The organism is Microbulbifer elongatus (assembly GCF_021165935.1).
GTDB lineage: Bacteria > Pseudomonadota > Gammaproteobacteria > Pseudomonadales > Cellvibrionaceae > Microbulbifer > Microbulbifer elongatus.
In genome coordinates this window covers 484,529-505,496 of record NZ_CP088953.1, presented here as the reverse complement: position 1 = coordinate 505,496, position 20,968 = coordinate 484,529, and the positions used below count along the sequence as shown (strand labels likewise).

Sequence of the window (20,968 nt, the reverse complement as noted above, 5' to 3'; positions counted from 1 at the left end):
CGAAGGTTTTGATACCGGGTGCACCTACGCGGGACCGTCTGCGGCCAGGACGGCCGCAGCCGAGCCCCCAGGGATGGGTTTACGGCGTGTCCCGCGTAGGTGCACCCGGTAGCAAAGCCGCCACTGGGCCACCCGAATAGGAACCACCAAGCTCTAATAGGGCAGCCCAATCACCCACATAAATCTGGAGTCAGGCGAGTCTCTGTCCTAAAAGTGACCTCGAGAGTACAATGGCCGGCCATTTACCCAGCCGTTGTGATCATGTCCGATACCCAGTTCGCTCCCCTCCAAAACGACCGTTTCCTCCGCGCCCTGCTGCGCCAGCCCGTCGATCGCACACCCATGTGGATGATGCGCCAGGCCGGCCGTTATCTGCCCGAATACCGTGCCACCCGCGCCAAGGCCGGCAGCTTTATGGATCTGTGTCGCAACACCGAACTGGCCTGCGAAGTGACCCTGCAGCCGCTGCGGCGCTATCCCTTGGATGCCGCCATCCTCTTCTCCGACATCCTTACCATCCCCGACGCCATGGGTCTCGGGCTGTATTTTGAGGAAGGTGAAGGCCCCAAATTCAAAAAGCCCGTGCGTACCAGTGCCGATATCGCCGCTCTGGAAGTGGTAAATACCGCGAAAGACCTCAGCTACGTCACCGATGCGGTCACCACCATCCGCCGTGAACTGAACGGCCGGGTGCCACTGATCGGTTTTTCCGGCAGTCCCTGGACTCTGGCCACTTACATGATCGAGGGGGGCTCCAGCCGGGATTTTGCCCGCGCCAAGGAGATGCTCTACAACCGCCCGCAGGATATGCACCAGCTGCTCACCGTACTGGCGGACTCCGTGATCGACTACTTGAACGCCCAGATCCGTGCCGGTGCCCAGGCGGTACAGATTTTTGATACCTGGGGCGGGGCGCTGAGCCACAGTGCTTACAAGGAGTTCTCCCTGGATTATATGGCTCGCATCGTGCACGGGTTGATCAAGGAGCAGGATGGCCGCCAGGTGCCGGTTATCCTGTTTACCAAAGGCGGTGGGCAGTGGCTGGAGGCGATGGCGGATACCGGCGCTACTGCGCTCGGTCTGGACTGGACCACGGATATCAGCAAGGCCCGTGCCCGGGTCGGTGACAAGGTGGCGCTGCAGGGCAATATGGATCCGTCCATCCTGCTGGCGAGCCCCGAGCGGATTCGCGAAGAAGTAAAAACCATTCTCGCGGCTTACGGTAAGGGCAGCGGACATATCTTCAATCTCGGCCACGGGGTTACCCCGAAGGTCGACCCCGCCCACGCCGGTGCCATGTTTGATGCCGTGGTCGAGTTGTCCGGGCAGTATCACGGCGGGTGAGCGGCCACCGGCGGAGTCAGCGCAGACAACCTGTTTCGTTGATTTTGGTGTCACCCGGGTTACTTTTGCGCAGCTGGCCCCCAGTTGGTGGGTAATTTCGCGGCCCTGCGTGATGTGCATCACAATTAAAGTGTCTACTGGGAGGTAGACTTGTGTGACAATTCAACTGGCCTCGGCTTTGGTCGGGCGGGCTGCCCGTGTGCGCGGAAAATTCAGCCTGTCCTGCCTGTTCGTTGCGCAGGCCTGGTTGTGAAGAATATTTAAAAACAAGATCCCTACGGTTAACACGGCACTTATCGAGTGGCAATCCAACAGACGAAGGTATTCGTTGAAGACCTGCAGCGAGGCATGTTTGTGTCTCGCCTGGATCGCCCGTGGACGCGCACCCCGTTTGCATTGCAGGGTTTCTATATCCGCGACCTGGAGGAAATCCGCCAGCTGCAGAAGTTCTGCCGCTATGTGTACGTGGATGTGGTGAAAACTGTCGGTGATGTGGGGGTAAAACTGCGCAGAATTACCCGCGCTGCTGAGTCTGCGGCAAAGGATGCCCCCACCCAAACCACGCCCCGCCGTATTCCCGTCGCCATCCCCTGCAAACCGGTGCAGGTCCGCCACAACAGTTATGCACCCCCTGAACCGGTGCGGAAGGAGGCCTCCAAGGCGCGCCAGCTGCACGAGCATATTGTCCTGGGTATGCACCAGGTCATGGTGCAGTTGCAGGCAAACCAGCCACTCCCCACCGCGCAGGTCAACCATACCGTGTCGCAGATGGTGGACAGTGTGCTGCGCAGTCCGGATGCCTTCTCCTGGCTGGCCCGGGTGCGGGAAAAAGACGAGCAAACCTACAGTCATTCCGTGCGCGCCAGTGTGTGGGCGGTGGTGTTTGGCCGGCATATCGGCCTGCGCCGGCAGGAACTGGTGCAGCTTGGCGTTGCCACACTGCTGAAAGATGTGGGTAAGCTCTACCTGCCCGAGACGGTTCTGAAGGCGGAAAAGCGCGATCCGCGTGCGGAGCTGGAATATCGCAAATTTGTGGATTACAGCGTAAAGCTGCTGTCTTCCGATCCGAATATCGACCGCCATGTACTGACCATCGTGCAGTGCCACAAAGAGCAGTACGATGGCAGTGGCTACCCGAAAGGTTTGCGCGGTGGCCAGATCCCGGTGTTGGCGCGCATGTGTGGCATCGTGACCTTTTACGATGAAGCCACCAACCCGCGCGGTGCCGAATTCCCCGTTCCGCCTTCCAGAGCAGTGGCACAGCTTTACGAGCTCCGCGATTCCGCATTCCAGGAGCAGCTGGTGGTGGAATTTATCCAGTCCATCGGCCTTTATCCCACCGGCACTCAGGTGGAGCTTTCCACCGGTGAGATTGCGGTAGTGGTGGAGCAGAGCCATCAGCGCCGCCTGAAGCCGAAGGTAATGCTGGTTACCGATGCACAGAAAAAGCTGCTGGCGAAACCGCGCCTGTTCGATATGGCCGCGGATGATGACCGCAAGCTGGCGCTGGTGAAAAAGGGCAAGAAATCCCTCGCCGAGGTGGGGCTGATCACCATCACGCAGGATATGGACCCCAGCCGCTACCCGGCCATTGATGTGGCCAGGGTCCGGGACCAGTATCTGTACGAGCAGCGTCTGCCGGCATTTGTTGCTCGCTTCCTGCCGCCACGTCTCTCCAGCTGATTAGGTTATTGTTGTTTTGCCGTCAGTGGCGCCATGAGCGTTAACAGGCTTGCAGCGACCACGATGGCCGCAAGCAGCAGCGCAACCCCCATCACATTGATTCCCTTATCCAGTAGAAGCCCGATCAGCAGCGGTGATGCCGCGGTTGAAAACACCATGCTGGCCTGTGAAACCGCCCGAATCGCACCCAAGTGCGTGCTGCCATAGCGCTCCGGCCACAGCGCGCTGCCCGCCGTCCCGGTGCCGGCCTGGGCGATGCCAATGAGCGCGAGGTAAACGTAGGGCACCCAGGGAGCACTGCTGAAGGCGAGCAGTACCAGTGCGCCAACCATCGGCAGCAGCGCGAGTGGCAGGCTGCGCTGCGCGCCGAAGCGATCCACGAGACCGCCGGCGAAGAAGAGTGCGAGCAAATGTCCCGCCGCATAGCCCCCGAAAGCGCCCGCCAGTACCGACAGCGACCAGCCCCGTTCATCGGCAATGGCACCCTGGTGAAACAGCACGGCAGTGACCACAAACGGTGTCATCAGCGCGGCGGGCAGCAGACACCAGAACCCGCGATCGCGGAGTACCTGTGCGCGGGTGTAGTCGCCGGCGTCCAGGGAAGTTTCCTGTGCTTCCTGCGGACTTTCCTTTCCTGCATCACCCGCGAGCCACAGTAGTGTGGGCAATACCGCAAGCAGCAATAGGCCCGCGGCAAGCAACCAGACGCTGCGCCAGCCACTGTGTTCGATAATCAAGGAGCCACTGGTGGGCAGTAGTGCCTCGGCTATGGGAAACCCCAGCGCGGCCAGTGCAATCACCTTGCCGCGATTGGCGGTGAAGTAACGCCCCGCGGTCGTCATCCCCATATGGGTCATAAATCCCTGACCGGCGAAGCGCAGCAGAAAAAATCCCGGCAGTAGCATCCAGGCGGATTGTGCGAAGGCCAGTACCAGACATCCCCCGCACAACAGTAAAACACCGAGCGCGGCCACGCGCTTCAGTGGCCAGCGATCCACCAGGGTGCCTGCGCCTAACAGAACGAATGCCGATAACAGTGTGGCGCCGCTGTAACTTGCACCGTACCAGCTGTTGCTCAGGTTAAATTCTTCCCTCAGTGCACCGCCAAAAATCGCGATAAAAAATGTCTGCCCGAAGCCGGATGCGGCGACGGCGAGCAATGCGAAAAAAGCGAGCTTTGGGTTGCTGCGGATAAAGGCGGGAATTGGAGGCATGGGTACTTGCGAATGTGTTGGTGGTACGCGTGATCGACGTTACGTGGCGGTGCCGCTACCGGGTAGGTGTTTGCGAGACACGCCGTGAACCCATCCATGGGGGCTCTTCTAAAACGTCCCTGTTTTAGAAGGTCTCGCAAACACCTACCCGGTATCGACACCTTAGCGTTGACTTGTGTCCTTCGCGTCGGGGGTTGGGGAAGCGAATGCTTAAGTAAGGTCCCCAAAATGCTCGCCCATTTTCACCGGGGTTTCCGCAGCGAGGCTTTCGAGCCAATTTACCTTGTCGGCACCAAATAGCAGCACCACGGTTGAGCCAAGTTTGAAGCGACCCATTTCCTCGCCTTTTTTCAGCGCAATGGGTTTCTGTTCGTCGTAGCGGGTGGTGCGGATCTCGCGTTTGATCGGCGCAACCTGTCCCGCCCAGACGGTTTCGATGGCGGCGACGATCATGGCGCCGACGAGGACCATGGCCATGGGGCCGGCGGCGGTGTCGAAGATACATACGAGGCGTTCGTTGCGGGCAAACAGGCGCGGTACGTTTGCTGCGGTAGTGGTGTTGACCGAAAACAGTTCGCCGGGGACGTAGATCATGCGTTGCAGTACGCCGTCGATGGGCATATGTACGCGGTGGTAGTCTTTTGGCGAGAGGTAAACGGTCGCGAATTTACCACCGGTAAACGGCGCCGCGACTTCGGGGTCGCCGCCTACCAGCTCGAGCAGACTGTAGTCCTGGCCTTTGGCCTGGAATATGCGGCCGTTGTGGATTTCACCCAGTTGGCTGATGGCGCCGTCGGCGCAGCCGGCGATAGTGTTTTCACCTTCGACGATGGGGCGGGCGCCGTCTTTTAGCGCGCGGGTGAAGAAGTCGTTGAAGCAGGTGTAGGCGGTGTAGTCTTCCTCGAGTGCTTCACTCATGTCGACTTTGTATTTTTCCACGAACCATTTGGTGAATGGATTTTTGATACCGCCGATGCGGGTTTCCGCGAGCCATCCAGCTGCGCGCGAGAGCAGGTGCTGGGGAGTGATGTATTGCAGGAAGATAAACAGTTTCGGGTGCATTTAAGTTACGGGGTCCCGTTAGTTGTAGTTCTGTGGCGGCCAGGCACCGGGTATTCGTTTTCGAAACCGCTGTGAACCCATCCCTGGGCGCTGCGTCGCAAACATCCTGTTTGCGACGCTTTCGAAAACGAATCCCCGCCACCTGACCTGCGATTTAAATTCTTGTACTTCGTTAGCGAGATAGAGGGTTCAAACCATCTGGCATCGTCATTCCCGCGAAGGCGGGAATCCAGTGAACGATGGCGCTAACCTTAATTTTCCACCGGCGTATCCGGTAGGTTGCCCCACTCACTCCAGGAGCCGGGATAAGCCACAATCGGAAACCCAAGAGATTTCCCCACCAACCAGGTAAACGCCGATCGATGATGGCTCTGGCAGTGGGTCGCAATTTCTTTTTCCCCATCAATCCCCAGTGCAGCGAGAAATTCTTTCGCATCGGTGCGAATACGCAAATCCCGCTGCGGATCCATCAATTGCGTCCATTCACAATTAATCGCGCCGGGAATGTGCCCCGCGCGCATGGCGACAATGCGTTCGCCAGTATATTCGGCGGGGGAGCGGGCGTCCCAGATCTGCAGGTCGTTTTGCTCCAGGCGCTGCTGGATTTGTTGCGCGTCGATCATCGGCGCGTCGTTGGCGATTTCCACGGTGATATCGCTCGGGGTGACGGTGGCTTCTTCGGCTGAAAGGGGCAGGCCGGCGTTTTTCCAGGCGACCATGCCGCCGTTCAGGTAACTGTATTTTTTGTGGCCGATGACGTCCAGGGTCCACAGCAGTCGTCCGGCCCAGCCGCCGCCTTCGTCGTCGCAGGCGACAATGTGGGTTTCCGGGGTTAGGCCGATGGCGCGCATGACTTCGGTGAGGCGCTCTACCGAGGGCAGTTTACCCGGGGCAGGTGGGGTGCCGGCCATAAGGGCCTGGAACGGGAGGCCGAGGGCGCCGGGGATGTGGCCGGCGTGATAGTTGGCTGGGGCGCTGAGGTCGATTACGCGGATTTCCTCGTGCTCGAGGAGTGGGGCCAGTTGCTCCGGTTCCAGGATCAGGGGGATTTGGCTCACTGGGGGTTCCTAATGTTCTGTGGCGGTTGCTTATTCACTTTCCAGGCTGTTGCGCAGGTGCAGGAAGCTGTCCATACGCCGCTGGCTGATGTCGCCGCGCTCCAGAGCTTCCTGGATGGCGCAGCCGGGTTCGCCCTGATGACGGCAGTCACGAAAGCGGCAGTAGCCGATAAACGGGCGAAACTCCACGTAGCCTTCCAGCAGTTCCTGTTCGCTCATGTGCCAGATGCCGAACTCGCGGATGCCGGGGGAGTCTATCAGATCACCGCCACTGGGCAGATGAAACAGTTCCGCGGCGGTGGTGGTGTGGGTGCCTTTGCCGGTGGCCTCCGACAGTGCGCCGGTGCGGGCGTCGGTGCCTGGGAGCAGTCCGTTGATCAGGGAGGATTTGCCGACACCGGACTGGCCGACGAAGACGCTGGTGCCCTGGGCGAGGGTGTCCAGCAGCCCGTCGAGGCCTTCGCCGCTCTTTGTGGATAACCGGAGTACCGGGTAGCCAAGATCGGGGTAGGGCGCGAGCAGTTCTTCGAGGCTTGCGCGATTGCTGTCGTCGATCAGGTCGATCTTGTTTAGCAGCAGCAGCGGCTGGATGCCGGTGGTTTCCGCGGCCACCAGGTAGCGGTCGATGGCGTTGGCGAAGGGTTCGGGATAGGGCGCGATGACGATCAGGATACGATCGATATTGGCGGCGACGGTCTTCATGTCGCCGTAGCGGTCCGGGCGTTGCAGCTCGGAATGGCGCGGCAGGCGCGCGCCGACAACACCGAGGCCACCGGTGGATTCGCCGGTGGCGGGGTTCCACGCGACCTTGTCGCCGGTGACCAGGGTTTCGATATTGGCGCGTATATGGCAGCGCTGTCGCAGCTCGCTGTCGACATCGCTCTCTACCAGCACCTGGCTGCCGTAGTTGGCAATGACCAGCCCGGTCTGCTCCGGCCCCAGGTCGCCTTCTTCCGCGGCCTGGTCGAGGTTTTCCTCCCGCTTGCGCGCGCGGGCTTCCCGCTCCTGCTGGATTTTGGCGATACGCCACTGCTGGCGGCGGTTGAGTTTGCGCTTGCTCATGAGGATTCGGGTTGTGGAAAGCGGCGGATTATAACTTGCATCGGTGGATGGTTGCGGTAACTTGCCCGCTATCCTCATGTTAACCAGTGGGTCACTGCCGTCTGCGGCTGTTAAGGAGACTATTGTGGATCAGAATAATCTGATCTGGATCGATCTGGAAATGACCGGCCTCGATCCCGAGAAGGAGCGCATCATCGAGATTGCAACGGTGGTGACGGATTCCCGCCTGAATGTGCTGGCGGAGGGGCCGGTGATGGCGATCCACCAGTCTGATGCTTTGCTGGATGCGATGGACGACTGGAATACGGAGCAGCACGGTGGTTCTGGTCTGGTGACCCGGGTGAAGGAGTCCCGGATCAGTGAACACGAGGCGGAGCGGGAGACGATCGAGTTTCTTGGCCAGTGGGTACCTGAGGGCGCCTCGCCCATGTGTGGCAACTCCATCGGTCAGGACCGCCGTTTTCTGGTGAAGTATATGCCGCTGTTGGAGCGCTATTTTCACTACCGCAATCTGGATGTCAGCTCGGTCAAGGAGCTGGCTCGTCGCTGGCGTCCCGATGTTCTGGAGGGCGTTAAGAAAACGTCATCCCATCTGGCGCTGGATGATATTCACGATTCGATCAACGAGCTTAAGCACTATCGTGAGCACTTTTTCCGTATGAGTTGAGCCGCAGTGGTATTAGTGGCTTGGAAGCAGGTTCAGTGGCGGCGGAGCGCCGGGTATCTGTTTTCAAAATCGCTGTGAATACATCCCTGTACGCTGCGTCGGCGACGTCCCTGTCGCCGACGCTTTTGAAAACAGATCCCCGCCACTCCACCTTCGATTTGAGCCTCAGTACTTCGTAAGCTTATGGTTTTCGGGGGGCGGCTGTATTGCCCGCTTACGAAGGAGAAATGTTTGATGCTAAGGCTGGGTGCCTGGTGCGGGTTTTCAGGAGCGTCGCAAACAGGATGTTTGCGCCGCAGCTCCCAGGGATGGGTTCACAGGGGGGCGCCTAGCTCGGTCCTGAAAACCCGCACCAGGTGCCCAGTCGCCACCCAGGCACAGGCAGAGCACCGGATACCACTGAGTCAGGTGGTTGTTATTAGATAGAAGTTCTACGAGTCCCGTTTGATCTTCCGCTTCCGTCGTCGCCCACTGCGCAGCCGCTCCAAAGCCCATTCAATATGCTCGGCAATCAACGGTGTTGCAGAATCCAGAGCCCCCTCTAAAACGTCAAAAATTTCCGGTGCAGGATCGGCATTGCCAAGGGCAACAGCCAGGTTCCGCTGCCACCGCTCAAACCCAATCCGGCGAATTGCCGAACCCTCGGTTTTCTTCAGAAATTGTTCTTCCGACCAACGGAACAGATCCACCAGCGCACCACTGTCCAGCCCATGGCGCGGATGGAAGTCTTTTTCACTGGAGGGGGTGGCGAACTTGTTCCAGGGGCAGATGATCTGGCAGTCGTCGCAGCCGAATACCCGGTTACCCATGGCCTCGCGGAATTCTTCCGGGATCGGGCCCTTGTTCTCGATGGTCAGGTAAGAAATACAACGGCGCGCATCCAGGGTGTAGGCATCGACAAAGGCATCGGTGGGGCAGACTTTCAGGCAGGCGGTACACTCGCCACATTGATTGGGCTGCTCGCTCACCTCCACCGGCAGTGGCAGGTTGGTGAAGATTTCACCGAGGAAAAACCAGCTGCCCGCCTGGCTGTTGATCACCATACAGTTCTTGCCAATCCAGCCAAGCCCCGCCTTTTCCGCCAATGCCCGCTCCATCACCGGCGCGCTGTCGGTAAACGCGCGGCCACCGCTGGCGATGTCGTGCGCCTCGCAATAGCGATCAATCTGCTGGGCCAATTGCGCCAGGCGCTTGCGGATCAGCTTGTGGTAATCGCGGCCGTTGGCGTAGCGGGAAACATAGGCCTTGCTGGCGTCTTTCAATACCTGCACCGGCTGGGTGTCCGGGGGCAGGTAATCCAACCGTGCGCTGATCACCCGGATAGTGCCCTCTTCCAGCAGCTCCGGTCGCCAGCGTTTCTCACCATGGGCACCCATCCATGCCATATCTCCCTGATAGCCCGCGTCCAGCCATGCCTGCAGGCGCTCGCCATGCTGCTGCAGATTGCAGTCGGTAATGCCCACCTGCTGAAACCCCAGCTCCCGCCCCCACACGTGAATCTGTGCGGCCAGGTCGGCCATGAGGTCGGCGGAGGGCTGGGACTGGACGGGTTCGGTCATGCTGGGGTCATTGTGCCGGAGTGATCGTGAAATTGACGCTGGCCGCGTGCGGCGGTTGCCGGGTTGAGGCGGTATAATTTGCCGGTATTTTGCCACAGTTTAAAAATTGACCACAGTCGGAAGCAGTACAGATTTTATGGATAGCCAATACTCAATGACCCCGGACGGCACCCTCGCGCAGAAACCCTCGCAGAAGTTAGCGCAGAAGCTATACAGCGCCGAGGCCGTGCGCCAGCTGGATCAACTGGTCATCCGCCAGCAGCAGATCCCCGACATCGCCCTGATGAAGCGGGCTGGCCGCGCGGCTTTTGACTGCCTGCGCCACCGCTGGCCAGAGGTGAGTGGCATCCAGGTATTCTGTGGTGGTGGCAACAATGGCGGCGACGGCTATGTGATTGCCGGGCTCGCCGCCCAGCGCCAGATTCCGGTGAGCGTCTTTGTCGGTATACCCAAAGACCGGCTCAAGGGTGAAGCGCTGGAGGCCTACGGCTTTGCCGAGCGCGAGGGCGCCACACTGGTGACCCGTCTCGACGACATGCCCCCGGTGGATAAAAACACCGTGCTGGTAGATGCCCTGCTGGGTACCGGCTTTAGCGGGGCCCTGCGCGCGCCCATGGATAGCGCCATCGCCCATATCAACGGCGCCGGCGCCCCGGTGCTGTCGGTGGACCTGCCCTCCGGGCTCAGTGCGGACAGCGGCTTTGTGCAGACCGCGGACGGCGTGGTCCGCGCGGATGCCACCGTGACTTTTATCGGCCGCAAGGCGGGCCTGTTTCTGGGGCGCGGTCCCGCGGTGACCGGCGAGGTGGTATTCGAGGATCTGGGCGCGGCCGCGGATATTTATCCACAGGTGCCGGCGCTGCTGACCCGTCACACCGGCGCGAGCCTGCAGCGGTTGCCCGCGCGTGCCGCGGATAGCTACAAGAACCAGTTTGGCCATGTGATGATCGTCGGTGGTGACCACGGCTTTGGGGGCGCGGCGATGATGGCGGCGGAGGCTGCGGCGCGCAGTGGCAGCGGCCTGATCTCCCTGGCCACGCGCCCTGAACACGTGATGGCATCGCTTACTCGCCGCCCGGAAGTGATGGCGCATCCGGTGGTGTCTGGTCAGGAGCTGGAGCCGCTGCTGGAAACCCCGGACGTGATTGCGGTGGGCCCGGGGCTTGGCCAGTCTCCCTGGAGCGAGCAACTGCTGGCCCGCGCCGGTCGCGCCAGGGCAGCACTGGTGGTGGATGCGGATGCGCTGAATATTCTCGCCGGTGGCCGCGTGCTCGCCGGGTTCAAGCGCGATGATTGGGTGCTGACCCCGCACATCGGCGAGGCCGCGCGCTTGCTAGGTATTGCCAATGCTGACGTGAGCGCAGACCCGGTCGCGGCGGCGCGCAGAATTCAGGAAAAATTCAGCGGCGTGGTGATATTAAAAGGGGCAGGCACGGTGATCGCCCACGCCGACGGCGTCGAGGTGATCAACACCGGCAACCCGGGTATGGCGTCCGGCGGTATGGGCGACCTGCTGACCGGGGTGATCGCCTCGCTGATTGGTCAGGGCATGGAACTGCCGGCAGCGGCCCGTCTGGGTGTCTGGCTACATGGGGAAGCGGGCAACCGCGCGGCGGCCGATGGTCAGCGCGGTCTGTTGGCCACCGATCTGCTGCCGCATATTCGCGGTCTTGTGGACTGAAGCGGGTAAACTGAGGTGCAACAGTGAGCGAGCAGCCTGTGGAAAAAACGCTGTACCTGGCCGACGAGGCGGCCACCGTCGCCGCCGGCGAGGCCCTGGGGCAGGCGTGCCTGAAGACGGGGTTGGCCGAGGGGCTGGTATTTTTTCTCGGCGGCCAGCTGGGCGCGGGCAAAACCACGTTCAGCCGCGGCGTGTTACGCGCATTTGGCCATCGCGGTGCGGTAAAAAGTCCGACGTACACTCTGGTGGAGCCCTACGAGTTTTCCACAGAGCGGGTCTACCACTTCGACCTGTATCGACTGGGTGATGCGGAAGAGCTGGAATATATGGGGGTGCGGGATTATTTTGGCCCCGGCAGCCTGAGCCTGGTGGAGTGGTCGGAGCGCGGTGCCGGGGTCTTGCCGCCGCCGGATCTGCACATCGAGATTCAGCTGCAGGACACCGGGCGCGCGCTAAAATTGAGTGCGGTGAGCGACTCGGGAGCCACGCTGCTGAACGGCATCGAGTTTACCGAGGACTGACAGGGCGAGCGCTTTACAGATCAGAACCTTAGGCGCGCAAACGATGGACAGGGCAATAATAATGATCGGAGCAGGGTTGCCGGTGGGACACAAGCCGTATTTTATTTTCCTCGCGCTGCTGGCGATGCTGCTGGCACTGCCGGTCTCCAGCGCGGAAGTGGAGGGCGTGCGCCTGTGGCGCGCCCCGGACCACACCCGCCTGGTGTTTGACCTGGATGGCCCCGCAGAGCACAAGCTGTTCACACTGAAGAACCCGGATCGGGTGGTGATCGACGTGAGCGGTGCCAGCCTTTCCTCCGCTGTGGATAACCTGCCTCTGGCGGACACGCCCATCGCCGGCGTGCGCCACGCCACCAAAAACAAGCGCGACCTGCGCGTGGTGCTGGACCTGAAGCAGCCGGTCAATCCCCGCAGCTTCGCCCTGCGCCGCCACGAAGCCCTGCCGGACCGTCTGGTGATCGACCTGCACGACCGCGACAAGGTGGAAGAAAAAACCATTGAGCAGGTACAGGTCAGCGGCAAAAAAGACATCGTAATCGCCATTGACGCCGGCCACGGCGGTGAAGACCCCGGTGCACTGGGCCCTGGTGGGCTGCGGGAGAAAGATGTGGTGCTGGCGATCTCCAAATACCTGCAGAAATCCATCGACAGCAAGCCGGGCTTTTCCGCCAAGCTGGTGCGCACCGGCGACTACTACATTCCTCTGCGCGAACGGGTGAAGAAAGGACGCCAGATGCGCGCCGATCTGTTTGTGTCCATTCACGCGGATGCCTTCACCCGTAAAGATGCCCGCGGTGCGGGTGTGTATGCGGTTTCCTCCCGCGGCGCCACCAGTGAAACCGCACGTTTTCTCGCTCAGCGGGAGAACGAGTCGGATCTGATTGGTGGTGCGGGGGATCTGAGCCTGAGTGATAAGGACGATACCCTGGCGGGGGTGCTGCTGGATCTGGCGATGACGGCGACCATGAATGCGAGCCTGGATATCGGCACCAGTGTGTTGAGCTCCCTGGGCAGTTTTACCCATCTGCACAAGAAAAAGGTGGAGCAGGCGAACTTCTCGGTGCTGCGCAATCCGGATGTGCCGTCGATTCTGGTGGAGACCGGTTTTATCACCAACCCTCAGGAGGCTCGCCGTTTGCGCGACCCGATGTTCCAGCGGCGCATGGCGGAAAAGCTCAGCGAGGGCATCGTGGCCCATTTCACTTCCCGCCCTCCGGCGGGCAGCTGGCTGGCGGCCAATGCTGACCGCATAGACCGCAAGCATACGATTTCCCGAGGTGATACCCTGTCGGGCATTGCCGCTCGCTACAACATTTCTGTTGCGGACCTGAAAAAGGCCAACGGGATGCGGACTTCCATGATTCGGGTGGGGCAGACACTGACTATTCCTCCGGGTTGACCTCCGTGGCCCCCTGCTGCAGCTCCGCGGGGTTGGAATCTGACTGCGGTGGCGTCAGGCTGCCGGGTATGGGTTTTCAAAACCGAGCTAGGCGCCCCCCTGTGAATCCATCCCTGGGCGCTGCGGCGCAAACATCCTGTTTGCGACGCTTTTGAAAACCCATCCCCGGCATCCTGCCTTCGCATTGGAGGTTGGTGGTAAGACAGCGTCATAGCTCCTGACGTAGCTTCGTAGTCAGAAGTTAAGCCGGAGTGCCGGGTACTAGTTTTTGGAAGCGTCGGCGACAGGACGTCGCCGCCGCAGCGCCCATGGATGGGTTCACAGCGGTTCCAAAAACTAGTACCCGGTGCTCTGGCGCCACCGCTATTTAAAGAACCCCGCGAGGGCGGCACACAGTAAATTCAAAGCCCAGTTCCAGATCCAATGCCAGAAAATATCCAATTACTCTCCCCTCGACTTGCCAACCAGATCGCCGCCGGTGAGGTGGTGGAGCGCCCCGCGTCGGTGATTAAAGAGTTGCTGGAAAACAGCCTCGACGCCGGTGCCACCCGCCTGGAAGTAGATCTGGATGCGGGCGGCACCAAGCGCATCATGGTGCGGGACAACGGCAAGGGGATTGAGAAAGAGGACCTGCATCTGGCCCTGGCCCGCCACGCGACCTCCAAAATCCACGCACTGGAAGACCTCGAAGCCGTCGCCACACTGGGGTTCCGTGGCGAAGCGCTCGCCAGTATCTCCTCCGTCGCCCGGCTCACCATGACCAGCAGCCGCGACGAAACCGGCAAAGGCTGGGTAGTGTCCGCAGAGGGGCGCGAGATGGAAACCCAGCTGGCGCCAGCGGCCCATCCCCGCGGCACCACCGTGGAAGTACGGGATCTGTTTTTTAACACCCCCGCACGCCGCAAATTTTTGCGCACCGAAAAAACCGAATTCAATCGCGTCGACGAGACCATCAAACGCCTTGCGCTTTCCCGCTTCGACGTCTCCATCAGTTTGCGCCACAACGGCAAGGGCGTGCACAACCTGCGCGGCGGTACCAGCCGTGCGGAAATGGAGCGGCGGGTTGCGCAGTTGTGTGGTCCGGCGTTTATGCAGAATGCGCTGCACATCGAAATGGAGCGCAGTGGCCTGCGCCTGTGGGGGTGGGTGGCGGAGCCCGCGTTTTCGCGTTCCCAGGCGGACCTGCAGTTTTTCTATGTCAACGGCCGCGCAATCCGCGACCGGGTAGTGAGCCACGCGGTGCGCCGGGCGTTTGCCGATGTGCTGTACCACGGGCGCCATCCGGCGTTTGTGCTGTACCTGGAGCTGGACCCCGCCTCGGTGGATGTGAACGTGCACCCCACCAAACACGAAGTGCGCTTCCGCGACAGCCGTCTGGTACACGATTTCCTGTTCGGCTCCCTGCACCGGGCGCTGGCGGATGTGCGCCCGGGCGCGCGGGAAGAGGGAGAGGCGCCGGTGGCTGCGCCGCAGGTAACTGGCGTGGCCGCGGGAGTGTTTTCCGGGCAGGAGCGGATGCCATTATCCTCGGCGCCATCCCAGCCTGCTCCGCAAGCGGGCGGGTTTGCCGGGCAAAACCATGGCCAGCAATACGGCCAGCAAACGTCGCCGCAGCGTATTCAGCAACAGATGCAGGGTTACGGTGAGCTGCACAAGCCGTTCGAAGGCGGTGTGCAGGAAGCGCCGGTAACGGCCCCAGCCGCAGGTGCCTGGTCGCAACAGTTGCCTGCAGAGTCTGATAGTGAAACACCGCCACTCGGTTTCGCCATCGCCCAGCTCCATGGCATCTATATTCTGTCCCAGAATGAACACGGCATGGTGGTGGTGGATATGCACGCGGCCCACGAGCGCATTGTCTACGAGCAGATGAAAACCGCCCACGCCGCCGGTGGTATTCAGGCGCAGCCACTGCTGGTGCCGGTGGGTCTGGCGGTAAGCGAGCGCGAGGCGGACTGCTTTGAAGAACGTGAGGAAGTGTTCACTGCGCTGGGTTTTGTGCTGCAGCGCGCGGGCCCGGAAACCCTGATGGTGCGCCAGGTGCCCACCATGCTGCACGGTGCACCGGTGGAACAGCTGGTGCGGGATGTGCTCAGCGATCTGCTGGCGGAAGGCAGCAGCGACCGCATCGGCAACCAGATCAACGAGATTCTCTCTACCATGGCCTGTCACGGTTCCGTGCGCGCCAATCGTAAACTCACCATTCCGGAAATGAACGGCCTGTTGCGGGATATGGAACGCACCGAGCGCAGCGGCCAATGCAATCACGGCCGTCCGACCTGGACCCAAATCAAGTTGGGAGATATGGACAAGTGGTTTTTGCGAGGTCAGTAAGTTGAATCCTTCGGCTGAAGGCCGCCCCCGCGCCATATTTCTGATGGGGCCTACCGCCTCCGGCAAGACCGATCTGGCCATGGCGATCAGTGATCAGTTGCCGGTGGAGCTGATCAGTGTGGACTCCGCGCTGGTGTACCGGGGGCTGGATATCGGCTCCGCCAAGCCCACGCCGGAAGAATTGGCCCGTTACCCTCACCGGCTGATCGATATCTGCGATCCCGCCGAGCGCTATTCTGCCGGTCGCTTTCGCAGCGATGCGCTGGCGGCGATGGAGGAAATCAGCGGGCGCGGAAAGATTCCGCTGCTGGTGGGCGGAACCATGCTCTATTTCAAGGCTCTATTGCAGGGCATGGCAGAGATGCCGGAGGCGGACCCGGCGTTTCGCGCGGAGATTGAAGCGCGCGCCGCCCGTGAGGGCTGGCCCGCACTGCACGCGGAATTGCAGCAGGTGGATCCGGAGCTGGCCGCCGAGTTGCACCCGAATCACTCGGTGCGCATCGAGCGCGCCCTTGAGGTGTATCACCTCAGCGGCAAGACCATGACCCAGCTGCGTGCGGAACAGGAGGACACCTCGCCGGTGGCGCACTTTGATGTGCAGCAGCTGGCCATAGTGCCGGAGGATCGCAGTATCCTGCACCGGCGCATCGCCGAGCGCTTCGGACGCATGCTGGAAAACGGCTTTATCGACGAGGTGAAAGCACTGCGCGCCCGCGGCGATCTGCACAAAGACCTGCCGGCGATTCGCGCGGTGGGTTACCGCCAGGTATGGGAGTACCTGGACGGCGACACAGAGTACGATGAAATGGTGGCGGCGGGAGTGGCCGCTACCCGTCAGTTGGCCAAGCGCCAGCTGACCTGGCTGCGGCGCTGGCCCGACTTGAATCGGATCGGTGCACAGGAGCCTGGCGGTAAAGTCCGCAAAATCGATGAAATGTTGCCAGAGGCCTTGAAATTTCTCGGTTGAGCAGCCATAACGTGAGTGGGCCGGTGTATCCGTCCCATTTCAGTCAGTTATTCACAGAGCCTCGTTAATTTTTGGCTCTTTTTTATACGCCTCATTACCATGGCCGTTTCTTCAGTCCGCGGGATTCGCGGGCGCGATCGTGCGTCATCTGGCGATTTATCTTTTGGCAAGGAGAACAAAGATGTCAAAAGGGCACAGCTTACAAGACCCTTACCTGAACGTTTTGCGTAAAGAGCGTATCCCGGTTTCTATCTATCTGGTGAACGGCATCAAGCTGCAGGGCCAGATCGAATCTTTCGACCAGTTTGTCGTACTGTTGAAAAATACCGTAAGCCAGATGGTTTACAAACATGCAATTTCCACCGTTGTTCCCTCCCGCGCCGTGCGTGTGCCGCTGATGAACCCGGCCGGCCAGGGCGGTGAAGGTGGTGCCCCTGAGGGCGGTGAGCGCGACAGCTTCGGCGGCTAAATCGTCGTCTGCTGTGATGCAATGTTCTGCAGAGCGCCGCTGTCCGCGGCGTCGGCTACAGTGCCTGTCATCCCGCAAAATTGCGTAACGTTGTATTCAGCGCCCCGGCTCGCCCGGGGCGTCTGTTGTTCGGCGCCGGTGCATTCATCAGTTTGTGCGGGCCCAACTATTGATCCCAAGAGAATAATCCTTGTTTTTTGATCGCCCGGAATCCGGAGAGCTGGCTGTGCTGGTACATCTGGAGCTTTCTGCCATCGACAGTCCCGACGACCCTCGGGAGTTTGAAGAGCTGGCATTATCTGCCGGTGCCGACCCGGTGGCGTTTATTTTTGGCCAGCGCGCCACTCCTGATCCCAAAACCTTTGTCGGTCGCGGCAAGCTGGAAGAAATCCGTGAGACGGTCACCAAGCACGATGCCGCGCTGGTAATTTTCGATCACACTCTGTCGCCCAGTCAGGAGCGCAATATCGAGCGCGAGCTCAAATGTCGGGTGCTCGACCGCACCGGCCTGATTCTGGATATCTTCGCCCAGCGCGCGCGTACCCACGAAGGTAAGCTGCAGGTGGAACTGGCGCAGTTGCGTCATATGTCCACTCGCCTGGTGCGCGGCTGGACCCACCTCGAACGCCAGAAAGGCGGTATCGGTCTGCGCGGCCCCGGTGAAACCCAGCTGGAAACCGACCGCCGATTGCTGCGCGCACGTATCGACTCCATCGAAAAGCGCCTGGACAAGGTGCGCCGCCAGCGCGACCAGGGCCGTCGCGCGCGCTCCCGGGCAGAAGTCGCTACCGTCTCCCTGGTGGGTTACACCAACGCCGGTAAGTCGACCCTGTTTAACCGCATCACAGATGCGGAGGTCTACGTGCAGGATCAGCTGTTTGCGACCCTGGACCCGACCATGCGCCGGGTGGAGCTGCCGAATGTCGGCGCGATGATTCTCGCCGACACCGTGGGGTTCGTATCTCACCTGCCGCACCGCCTGGTGGAAGCCTTCCGCGCCACCCTGGAAGAAGCGGCCAATGCCACCCTGTTGTTACACGTGGTGGACGCTGCCGCTGAAAATCGGTTGCATCTGATCGAAGAGGTTCAGACAGTACTCGAGGAAATTGGCGCGGCGGATTTGCCCCATTTGCTGGTGTACAACAAACTGGACTTACTGGCGGACGCCGAACCGCGCATTGATCGCGATGATCAGGGGGTGCCGCGGGCCGTGTGGCTATCCGCCGCCACGGGTGCCGGTTGTGACCTGCTGGTAGAAGCCATCGCCGAGCGCATTGGCGAGCAGATGGTCAGTGGTGCCATTGTCATCCCGCCGCAACATGCGCGCCTGCGTGCACAGCTGTTTGAAGGGAACGCGGTGCAGGAGGAAAGCTACCGCGACAATGGCGACTTAGAGTTAAAGGTGCTGCTGCCCCGTGCGGAATTGCAGCGCCTGATGGCACCGTTCCGCGAGGTGTCGAACCCACCCCAGTGGCTGCCGGAGAAGCCGGAAGATGAGCCCAAGCCAGAAGACTGGGAAGTGGACTGAATGAAATCCGCTGCTTGGCGCGGCCTTGCTATTCAATGCTAGGTCTTCGGCAATCAATGCTAGAATTTGCGTCAGCTAATGATTAATAAATTGCAGAGTTGGAGTTGATCAATGGCCTGGAACGAACCGGGTGGTAATAACAAAGACCCATGGGGCGGCGGCAATCGCAACAACGATGGCCCGCCGGATCTGGATGAAGTGCTGCGTAAGATGCAGCAGAAGCTGAACGGCCTGTTCGGCGGCAAACCTTCCGGGGACGACGGTCGTCCCGGTGGCAGTGCCAGCTTCCCCTGGTCACTGGTACTGATCGTACTCGCTGTGGTGTACGGCCTGTGGGGTTTCTATCAGGTGGATGCAAACGAATCTGCGGTGGTACTGCGCCTGGGTAAATACCACGGCACCGAAACCGCCGGTCTGCACTGGAACCCGCCGTTGATCGACCACGTCACCAAGGTGAATATGACCGAGGTGCGTACCGAGCGCACCAACGGCCAGATGCTCACCGAGGACGCCAGTATTGTCGACGTGGTATTGCAGGTGCAGTGGCATATCGACGACGCCGAGTCCTTTGTACTGCGGGTGGCGGACCCGCTGAAAAGTCTGCAGGAGGCCACGGACAGCGCCCTGCGCCACGTGGTGGGCTCGCAGACTCTGAACGGGGTGATTTCCCAGAATCGTACTCAGGTGGCCGCTGATACGCAGGCGCGCCTGCAGGACTACCTCGACCTGTACAAAACCGGTATCCGCGTCGACGTGGTCAACCTCACCGATGCCAAGGCACCGCGGGAAGTGCAGGACGCGTTTGATGATGTGGTGCGTGCGCGCGAAGATGAGGTGCGTCTGCAGAACGAAGCCCAGGCCTACGCCAACCAGGTGATTCCGGTGGCTCGCGGTCAGGCTCAGCGCATGATCGAGGAAGCCGAAGCCTATAAGTCCCGTGTGGTGGAAAGCGCCCGCGGTGAAGCGGCGCGCTTTACCGCGCTGCTGACCGAGTTTGAGCGTGCGCCGGCAGTGACGCGGGAACGTATGTATCTGGACGCTGTACAGGAGGTGATGCAAAACACCTCCAAGGTAATGGTGGATGTCGAGGGGGGTAACAACATGATGTACCTGCCTCTGGATAAGCTGACTGAAGGCAGTGCCACCAATGCCGGTCAACGTCCGCAAATCTCTCCCCAGGTGATCGACGAGATCTCCCAGCGGGTGATCAACCAGTTGCGCGCCGAAGTGGCCAATAGCCGCCGCAGCCGCGAAGTGCGATAAGGAGAGAAACCATGAATAGCAACAAATCTCTTTTTGTTATCGCCCTCGTGCTGCTGGCCGTGCTCGCGGTTTCCAGTAGTGCGTTTGTGGTAAAAGAAACCGAGAAGGCCGTATTACTGCGCTTCGGTGAAGTGGTGCGCACGGACTATAAGCCGGGTCTGTATTTCAAGATTCCACTGGTGAACGAGCTGCGCAAGTTCGATGCCCGTATCCAGACCGTGGATTCGCAACCGGTGCGGATGCTGAACAGCGAAAACAAGTTCATGATGGTGGACTCCTACGCGAAGTTCCGCATCTTCGACGTGGGCCGCTTCTACGTCGCTACCCGCGGGGACGAGCGCAATGCGGTACGCCTGCTGGCGGAACAGATCAACAACCGCCTGCGTAACCAGTTCGGTGTGCGTGATCTGCACGAGGTGGTCAGTGGCGAGCGCGATGAGCTGATGGGCGATATCACGCGAAATCTGAACCAGACCGCGCAGAAAGATCTGGGGGTAGAGATCGTGGACGTGCGTGTAAAACGCATCGACCTGCCGCCGGAAGTGTCCGAGTCGGTGTTCCAGCGTATGCGGGCCGGCCGGGAACTGGAAGCCCGGGACCACCGTGCGAAAGGTCAGGAAGCCAGTGAGCGCATCCGCGCCAATGCGGATCGCCAGAAGGTGGTGATCGAGTCGGAAGCCTATCGCAAGGCGGAGGAGCTGCGTGGTGCTGGTGACGCGGAAGCGGCCAAGATCTACGCGGAAGCCTACAGCAAGAATCCGGAGTTCTACCGCTTCTCCCGCAGCCTGACTGCCTACAAGGAGTCCTTCAAGGACAAGAGCGACATGCTGCTGGTGGAGCCGGACAGCGAGTTCTTCCGTTATCTGAAGGATCCATCTGGCAAGTAGTGGACTTTGTTGTGACCACAGTGGCGGTGCCGCTGACGGGTACAAGCTTGCGAAACACGCCGTGAACCCATCCCTGGGGGCTCTGCACCGCCATCCATGGCGGTGAAGGTTTCGCAAGCTTGTCCCCGTCATCGACACCTTCGCTTCGGCCGAAGTAGTCCGATCAGCCAGTTCTAGTGGCCACACCTTGCCAAAATAGTGGTAAAATCCTCGAAACCGGGCCGGCGCCCGGTTTTTTTGTGCCGGCCGGTTTATTGGAACGCTGCTGGAGCC

Annotated in this window: 17 protein-coding genes; 12 read left to right on the top strand and 5 right to left on the bottom strand. The window is 60.7% G+C overall.

The features are described 5' to 3' along the window. The first annotated feature begins 261 nt into the window (after positions 1–261). Both hemE and LRR79_RS01960 read left to right on the top strand, forming a co-directional pair. Positions 262–1,344: a uroporphyrinogen decarboxylase gene (gene hemE, locus LRR79_RS01965; protein WP_231758753.1), complete on the top strand. Its 1,083-nt coding sequence runs from the start codon at positions 262–264 to the stop codon at positions 1,342–1,344. Between the two features lie 300 nt (positions 1,345–1,644). Then, positions 1,645–3,027 (top strand): HD-GYP domain-containing protein, encoded by a 1,383-nt coding sequence (locus tag LRR79_RS01960; protein ID WP_231758752.1) that lies wholly within the window; start codon positions 1,645–1,647, stop codon positions 3,025–3,027. A 5-nt stretch (positions 3,028–3,032) separates the two neighbouring features. Here the strand turns inward: LRR79_RS01960 and LRR79_RS01955 are convergent, their stop codons facing one another. The 4 genes from LRR79_RS01955 to rsgA all read right to left on the bottom strand — a co-directional run bounded on the left by LRR79_RS01955 (position 3,033) and on the right by rsgA (position 7,423). Beyond that, positions 3,033–4,241, bottom strand: coding sequence for an MFS transporter (locus LRR79_RS01955; RefSeq protein ID WP_231758751.1), 1,209 nt, complete (start codon positions 4,239–4,241; stop codon positions 3,033–3,035). Between the two features lie 210 nt (positions 4,242–4,451). Continuing rightward, positions 4,452–5,303: an archaetidylserine decarboxylase gene (asd, locus tag LRR79_RS01950; protein WP_231758750.1), complete on the bottom strand. Its 852-nt coding sequence runs from the start codon at positions 5,301–5,303 to the stop codon at positions 4,452–4,454. A 251-nt stretch (positions 5,304–5,554) separates the two neighbouring features. Continuing rightward, positions 5,555–6,361: a sulfurtransferase gene (locus tag LRR79_RS01945; RefSeq protein ID WP_231758749.1), complete on the bottom strand. Its 807-nt coding sequence runs from the start codon at positions 6,359–6,361 to the stop codon at positions 5,555–5,557. 30 nt (positions 6,362–6,391) lie between these two features. Then, positions 6,392–7,423, bottom strand: a complete 1,032-nt coding sequence (rsgA, locus tag LRR79_RS01940) for a small ribosomal subunit biogenesis GTPase RsgA (RefSeq protein WP_231758748.1) — start codon at positions 7,421–7,423, stop codon at positions 6,392–6,394. A gap of 124 nt (positions 7,424–7,547) precedes the next feature. Here rsgA and orn point away from each other — a divergent pair, with 124 nt between their 5' ends. Continuing rightward, positions 7,548–8,090, top strand: a complete 543-nt coding sequence (gene orn, locus LRR79_RS01935) for an oligoribonuclease (RefSeq protein WP_269455093.1) — start codon at positions 7,548–7,550, stop codon at positions 8,088–8,090. Between the two features lie 431 nt (positions 8,091–8,521). Here the strand turns inward: orn and queG are convergent, their stop codons facing one another. After that, positions 8,522–9,649, bottom strand: coding sequence for a tRNA epoxyqueuosine(34) reductase QueG (gene queG / locus LRR79_RS01930; RefSeq protein ID WP_231758747.1), 1,128 nt, complete (start codon positions 9,647–9,649; stop codon positions 8,522–8,524). 136 nt (positions 9,650–9,785) lie between these two features. Between queG and LRR79_RS01925 the strand changes: the two genes are divergently transcribed. From LRR79_RS01925 to hflC, 9 genes are all read left to right on the top strand, one after another. Further along, positions 9,786–11,330, top strand: coding sequence for an NAD(P)H-hydrate dehydratase (locus LRR79_RS01925; protein WP_407665225.1), 1,545 nt, complete (start codon positions 9,786–9,788; stop codon positions 11,328–11,330). A 23-nt stretch (positions 11,331–11,353) separates the two neighbouring features. Further along, positions 11,354–11,851: a tRNA (adenosine(37)-N6)-threonylcarbamoyltransferase complex ATPase subunit type 1 TsaE gene (gene tsaE / locus LRR79_RS01920; protein WP_231758746.1), complete on the top strand. Its 498-nt coding sequence runs from the start codon at positions 11,354–11,356 to the stop codon at positions 11,849–11,851. Between the two features lie 61 nt (positions 11,852–11,912). Continuing rightward, on the top strand, positions 11,913–13,250 hold the full coding sequence (locus tag LRR79_RS01915; protein WP_231758745.1) for an N-acetylmuramoyl-L-alanine amidase: 1,338 nt from the start codon (positions 11,913–11,915) through the stop codon (positions 13,248–13,250). 423 nt (positions 13,251–13,673) lie between these two features. Further along, entirely contained in the window at positions 13,674–15,581 is a 1,908-nt protein-coding gene (gene mutL / locus LRR79_RS01910) for a DNA mismatch repair endonuclease MutL (RefSeq protein ID WP_231758744.1), read from the top strand. 43 nt (positions 15,582–15,624) lie between these two features. Further along, positions 15,625–16,548 (top strand): tRNA (adenosine(37)-N6)-dimethylallyltransferase MiaA, encoded by a 924-nt coding sequence (gene miaA / locus LRR79_RS01905; protein ID WP_231759963.1) that lies wholly within the window; start codon positions 15,625–15,627, stop codon positions 16,546–16,548. 181 nt (positions 16,549–16,729) lie between these two features. Beyond that, positions 16,730–17,017: an RNA chaperone Hfq gene (hfq, locus tag LRR79_RS01900; RefSeq protein WP_043319697.1), complete on the top strand. Its 288-nt coding sequence runs from the start codon at positions 16,730–16,732 to the stop codon at positions 17,015–17,017. A 190-nt stretch (positions 17,018–17,207) separates the two neighbouring features. Continuing rightward, entirely contained in the window at positions 17,208–18,545 is a 1,338-nt protein-coding gene (gene hflX / locus LRR79_RS01895) for a ribosome rescue GTPase HflX (protein WP_231758743.1), read from the top strand. A gap of 111 nt (positions 18,546–18,656) precedes the next feature. After that, the gene (gene hflK / locus LRR79_RS01890; RefSeq protein WP_231758742.1) at positions 18,657–19,808 is read left to right on the top strand and encodes an FtsH protease activity modulator HflK; all 1,152 of its coding nucleotides are present in this window, start codon (positions 18,657–18,659) and stop codon (positions 19,806–19,808) included. An 11-nt stretch (positions 19,809–19,819) separates the two neighbouring features. Then, entirely contained in the window at positions 19,820–20,695 is an 876-nt protein-coding gene (gene hflC / locus LRR79_RS01885; protein WP_231758741.1) for a protease modulator HflC, read from the top strand. Positions 20,696–20,968 lie beyond the last annotated feature (273 nt).

Excerpts from the sequence above, each read along its gene's own strand:
- hemE (WP_231758753.1), top strand. The coding sequence starts at position 262 with ATGTCCGATACCCAGTTCGCTCCCCTCCAAAACGACCGTTTCCTCCGC.
- LRR79_RS01955 (WP_231758751.1), bottom strand. The coding sequence starts at position 4,241 with ATGCCTCCAATTCCCGCCTTTATCCGCAGCAACCCAAAGCTCGCTTTT.
- asd (WP_231758750.1), bottom strand. The coding sequence starts at position 5,303 with ATGCACCCGAAACTGTTTATCTTCCTGCAATACATCACTCCCCAGCAC.
- rsgA (WP_231758748.1), bottom strand. The coding sequence starts at position 7,423 with ATGAGCAAGCGCAAACTCAACCGCCGCCAGCAGTGGCGTATCGCCAAA.
- queG (WP_231758747.1), bottom strand. The coding sequence starts at position 9,649 with ATGACCGAACCCGTCCAGTCCCAGCCCTCCGCCGACCTCATGGCCGAC.
- LRR79_RS01925 (WP_407665225.1), top strand. The coding sequence starts at position 9,786 with ATGGATAGCCAATACTCAATGACCCCGGACGGCACCCTCGCGCAGAAA.
- LRR79_RS01915 (WP_231758745.1), top strand. The coding sequence starts at position 11,913 with ATGATCGGAGCAGGGTTGCCGGTGGGACACAAGCCGTATTTTATTTTC.
- mutL (WP_231758744.1), top strand. The coding sequence starts at position 13,674 with ATGCCAGAAAATATCCAATTACTCTCCCCTCGACTTGCCAACCAGATC.
- miaA (WP_231759963.1), top strand. The coding sequence starts at position 15,625 with ATGGGGCCTACCGCCTCCGGCAAGACCGATCTGGCCATGGCGATCAGT.
- hfq (WP_043319697.1), top strand. The coding sequence starts at position 16,730 with ATGTCAAAAGGGCACAGCTTACAAGACCCTTACCTGAACGTTTTGCGT.
- hflK (WP_231758742.1), top strand. The coding sequence starts at position 18,657 with ATGGCCTGGAACGAACCGGGTGGTAATAACAAAGACCCATGGGGCGGC.
- hflC (WP_231758741.1), top strand. The coding sequence starts at position 19,820 with ATGAATAGCAACAAATCTCTTTTTGTTATCGCCCTCGTGCTGCTGGCC.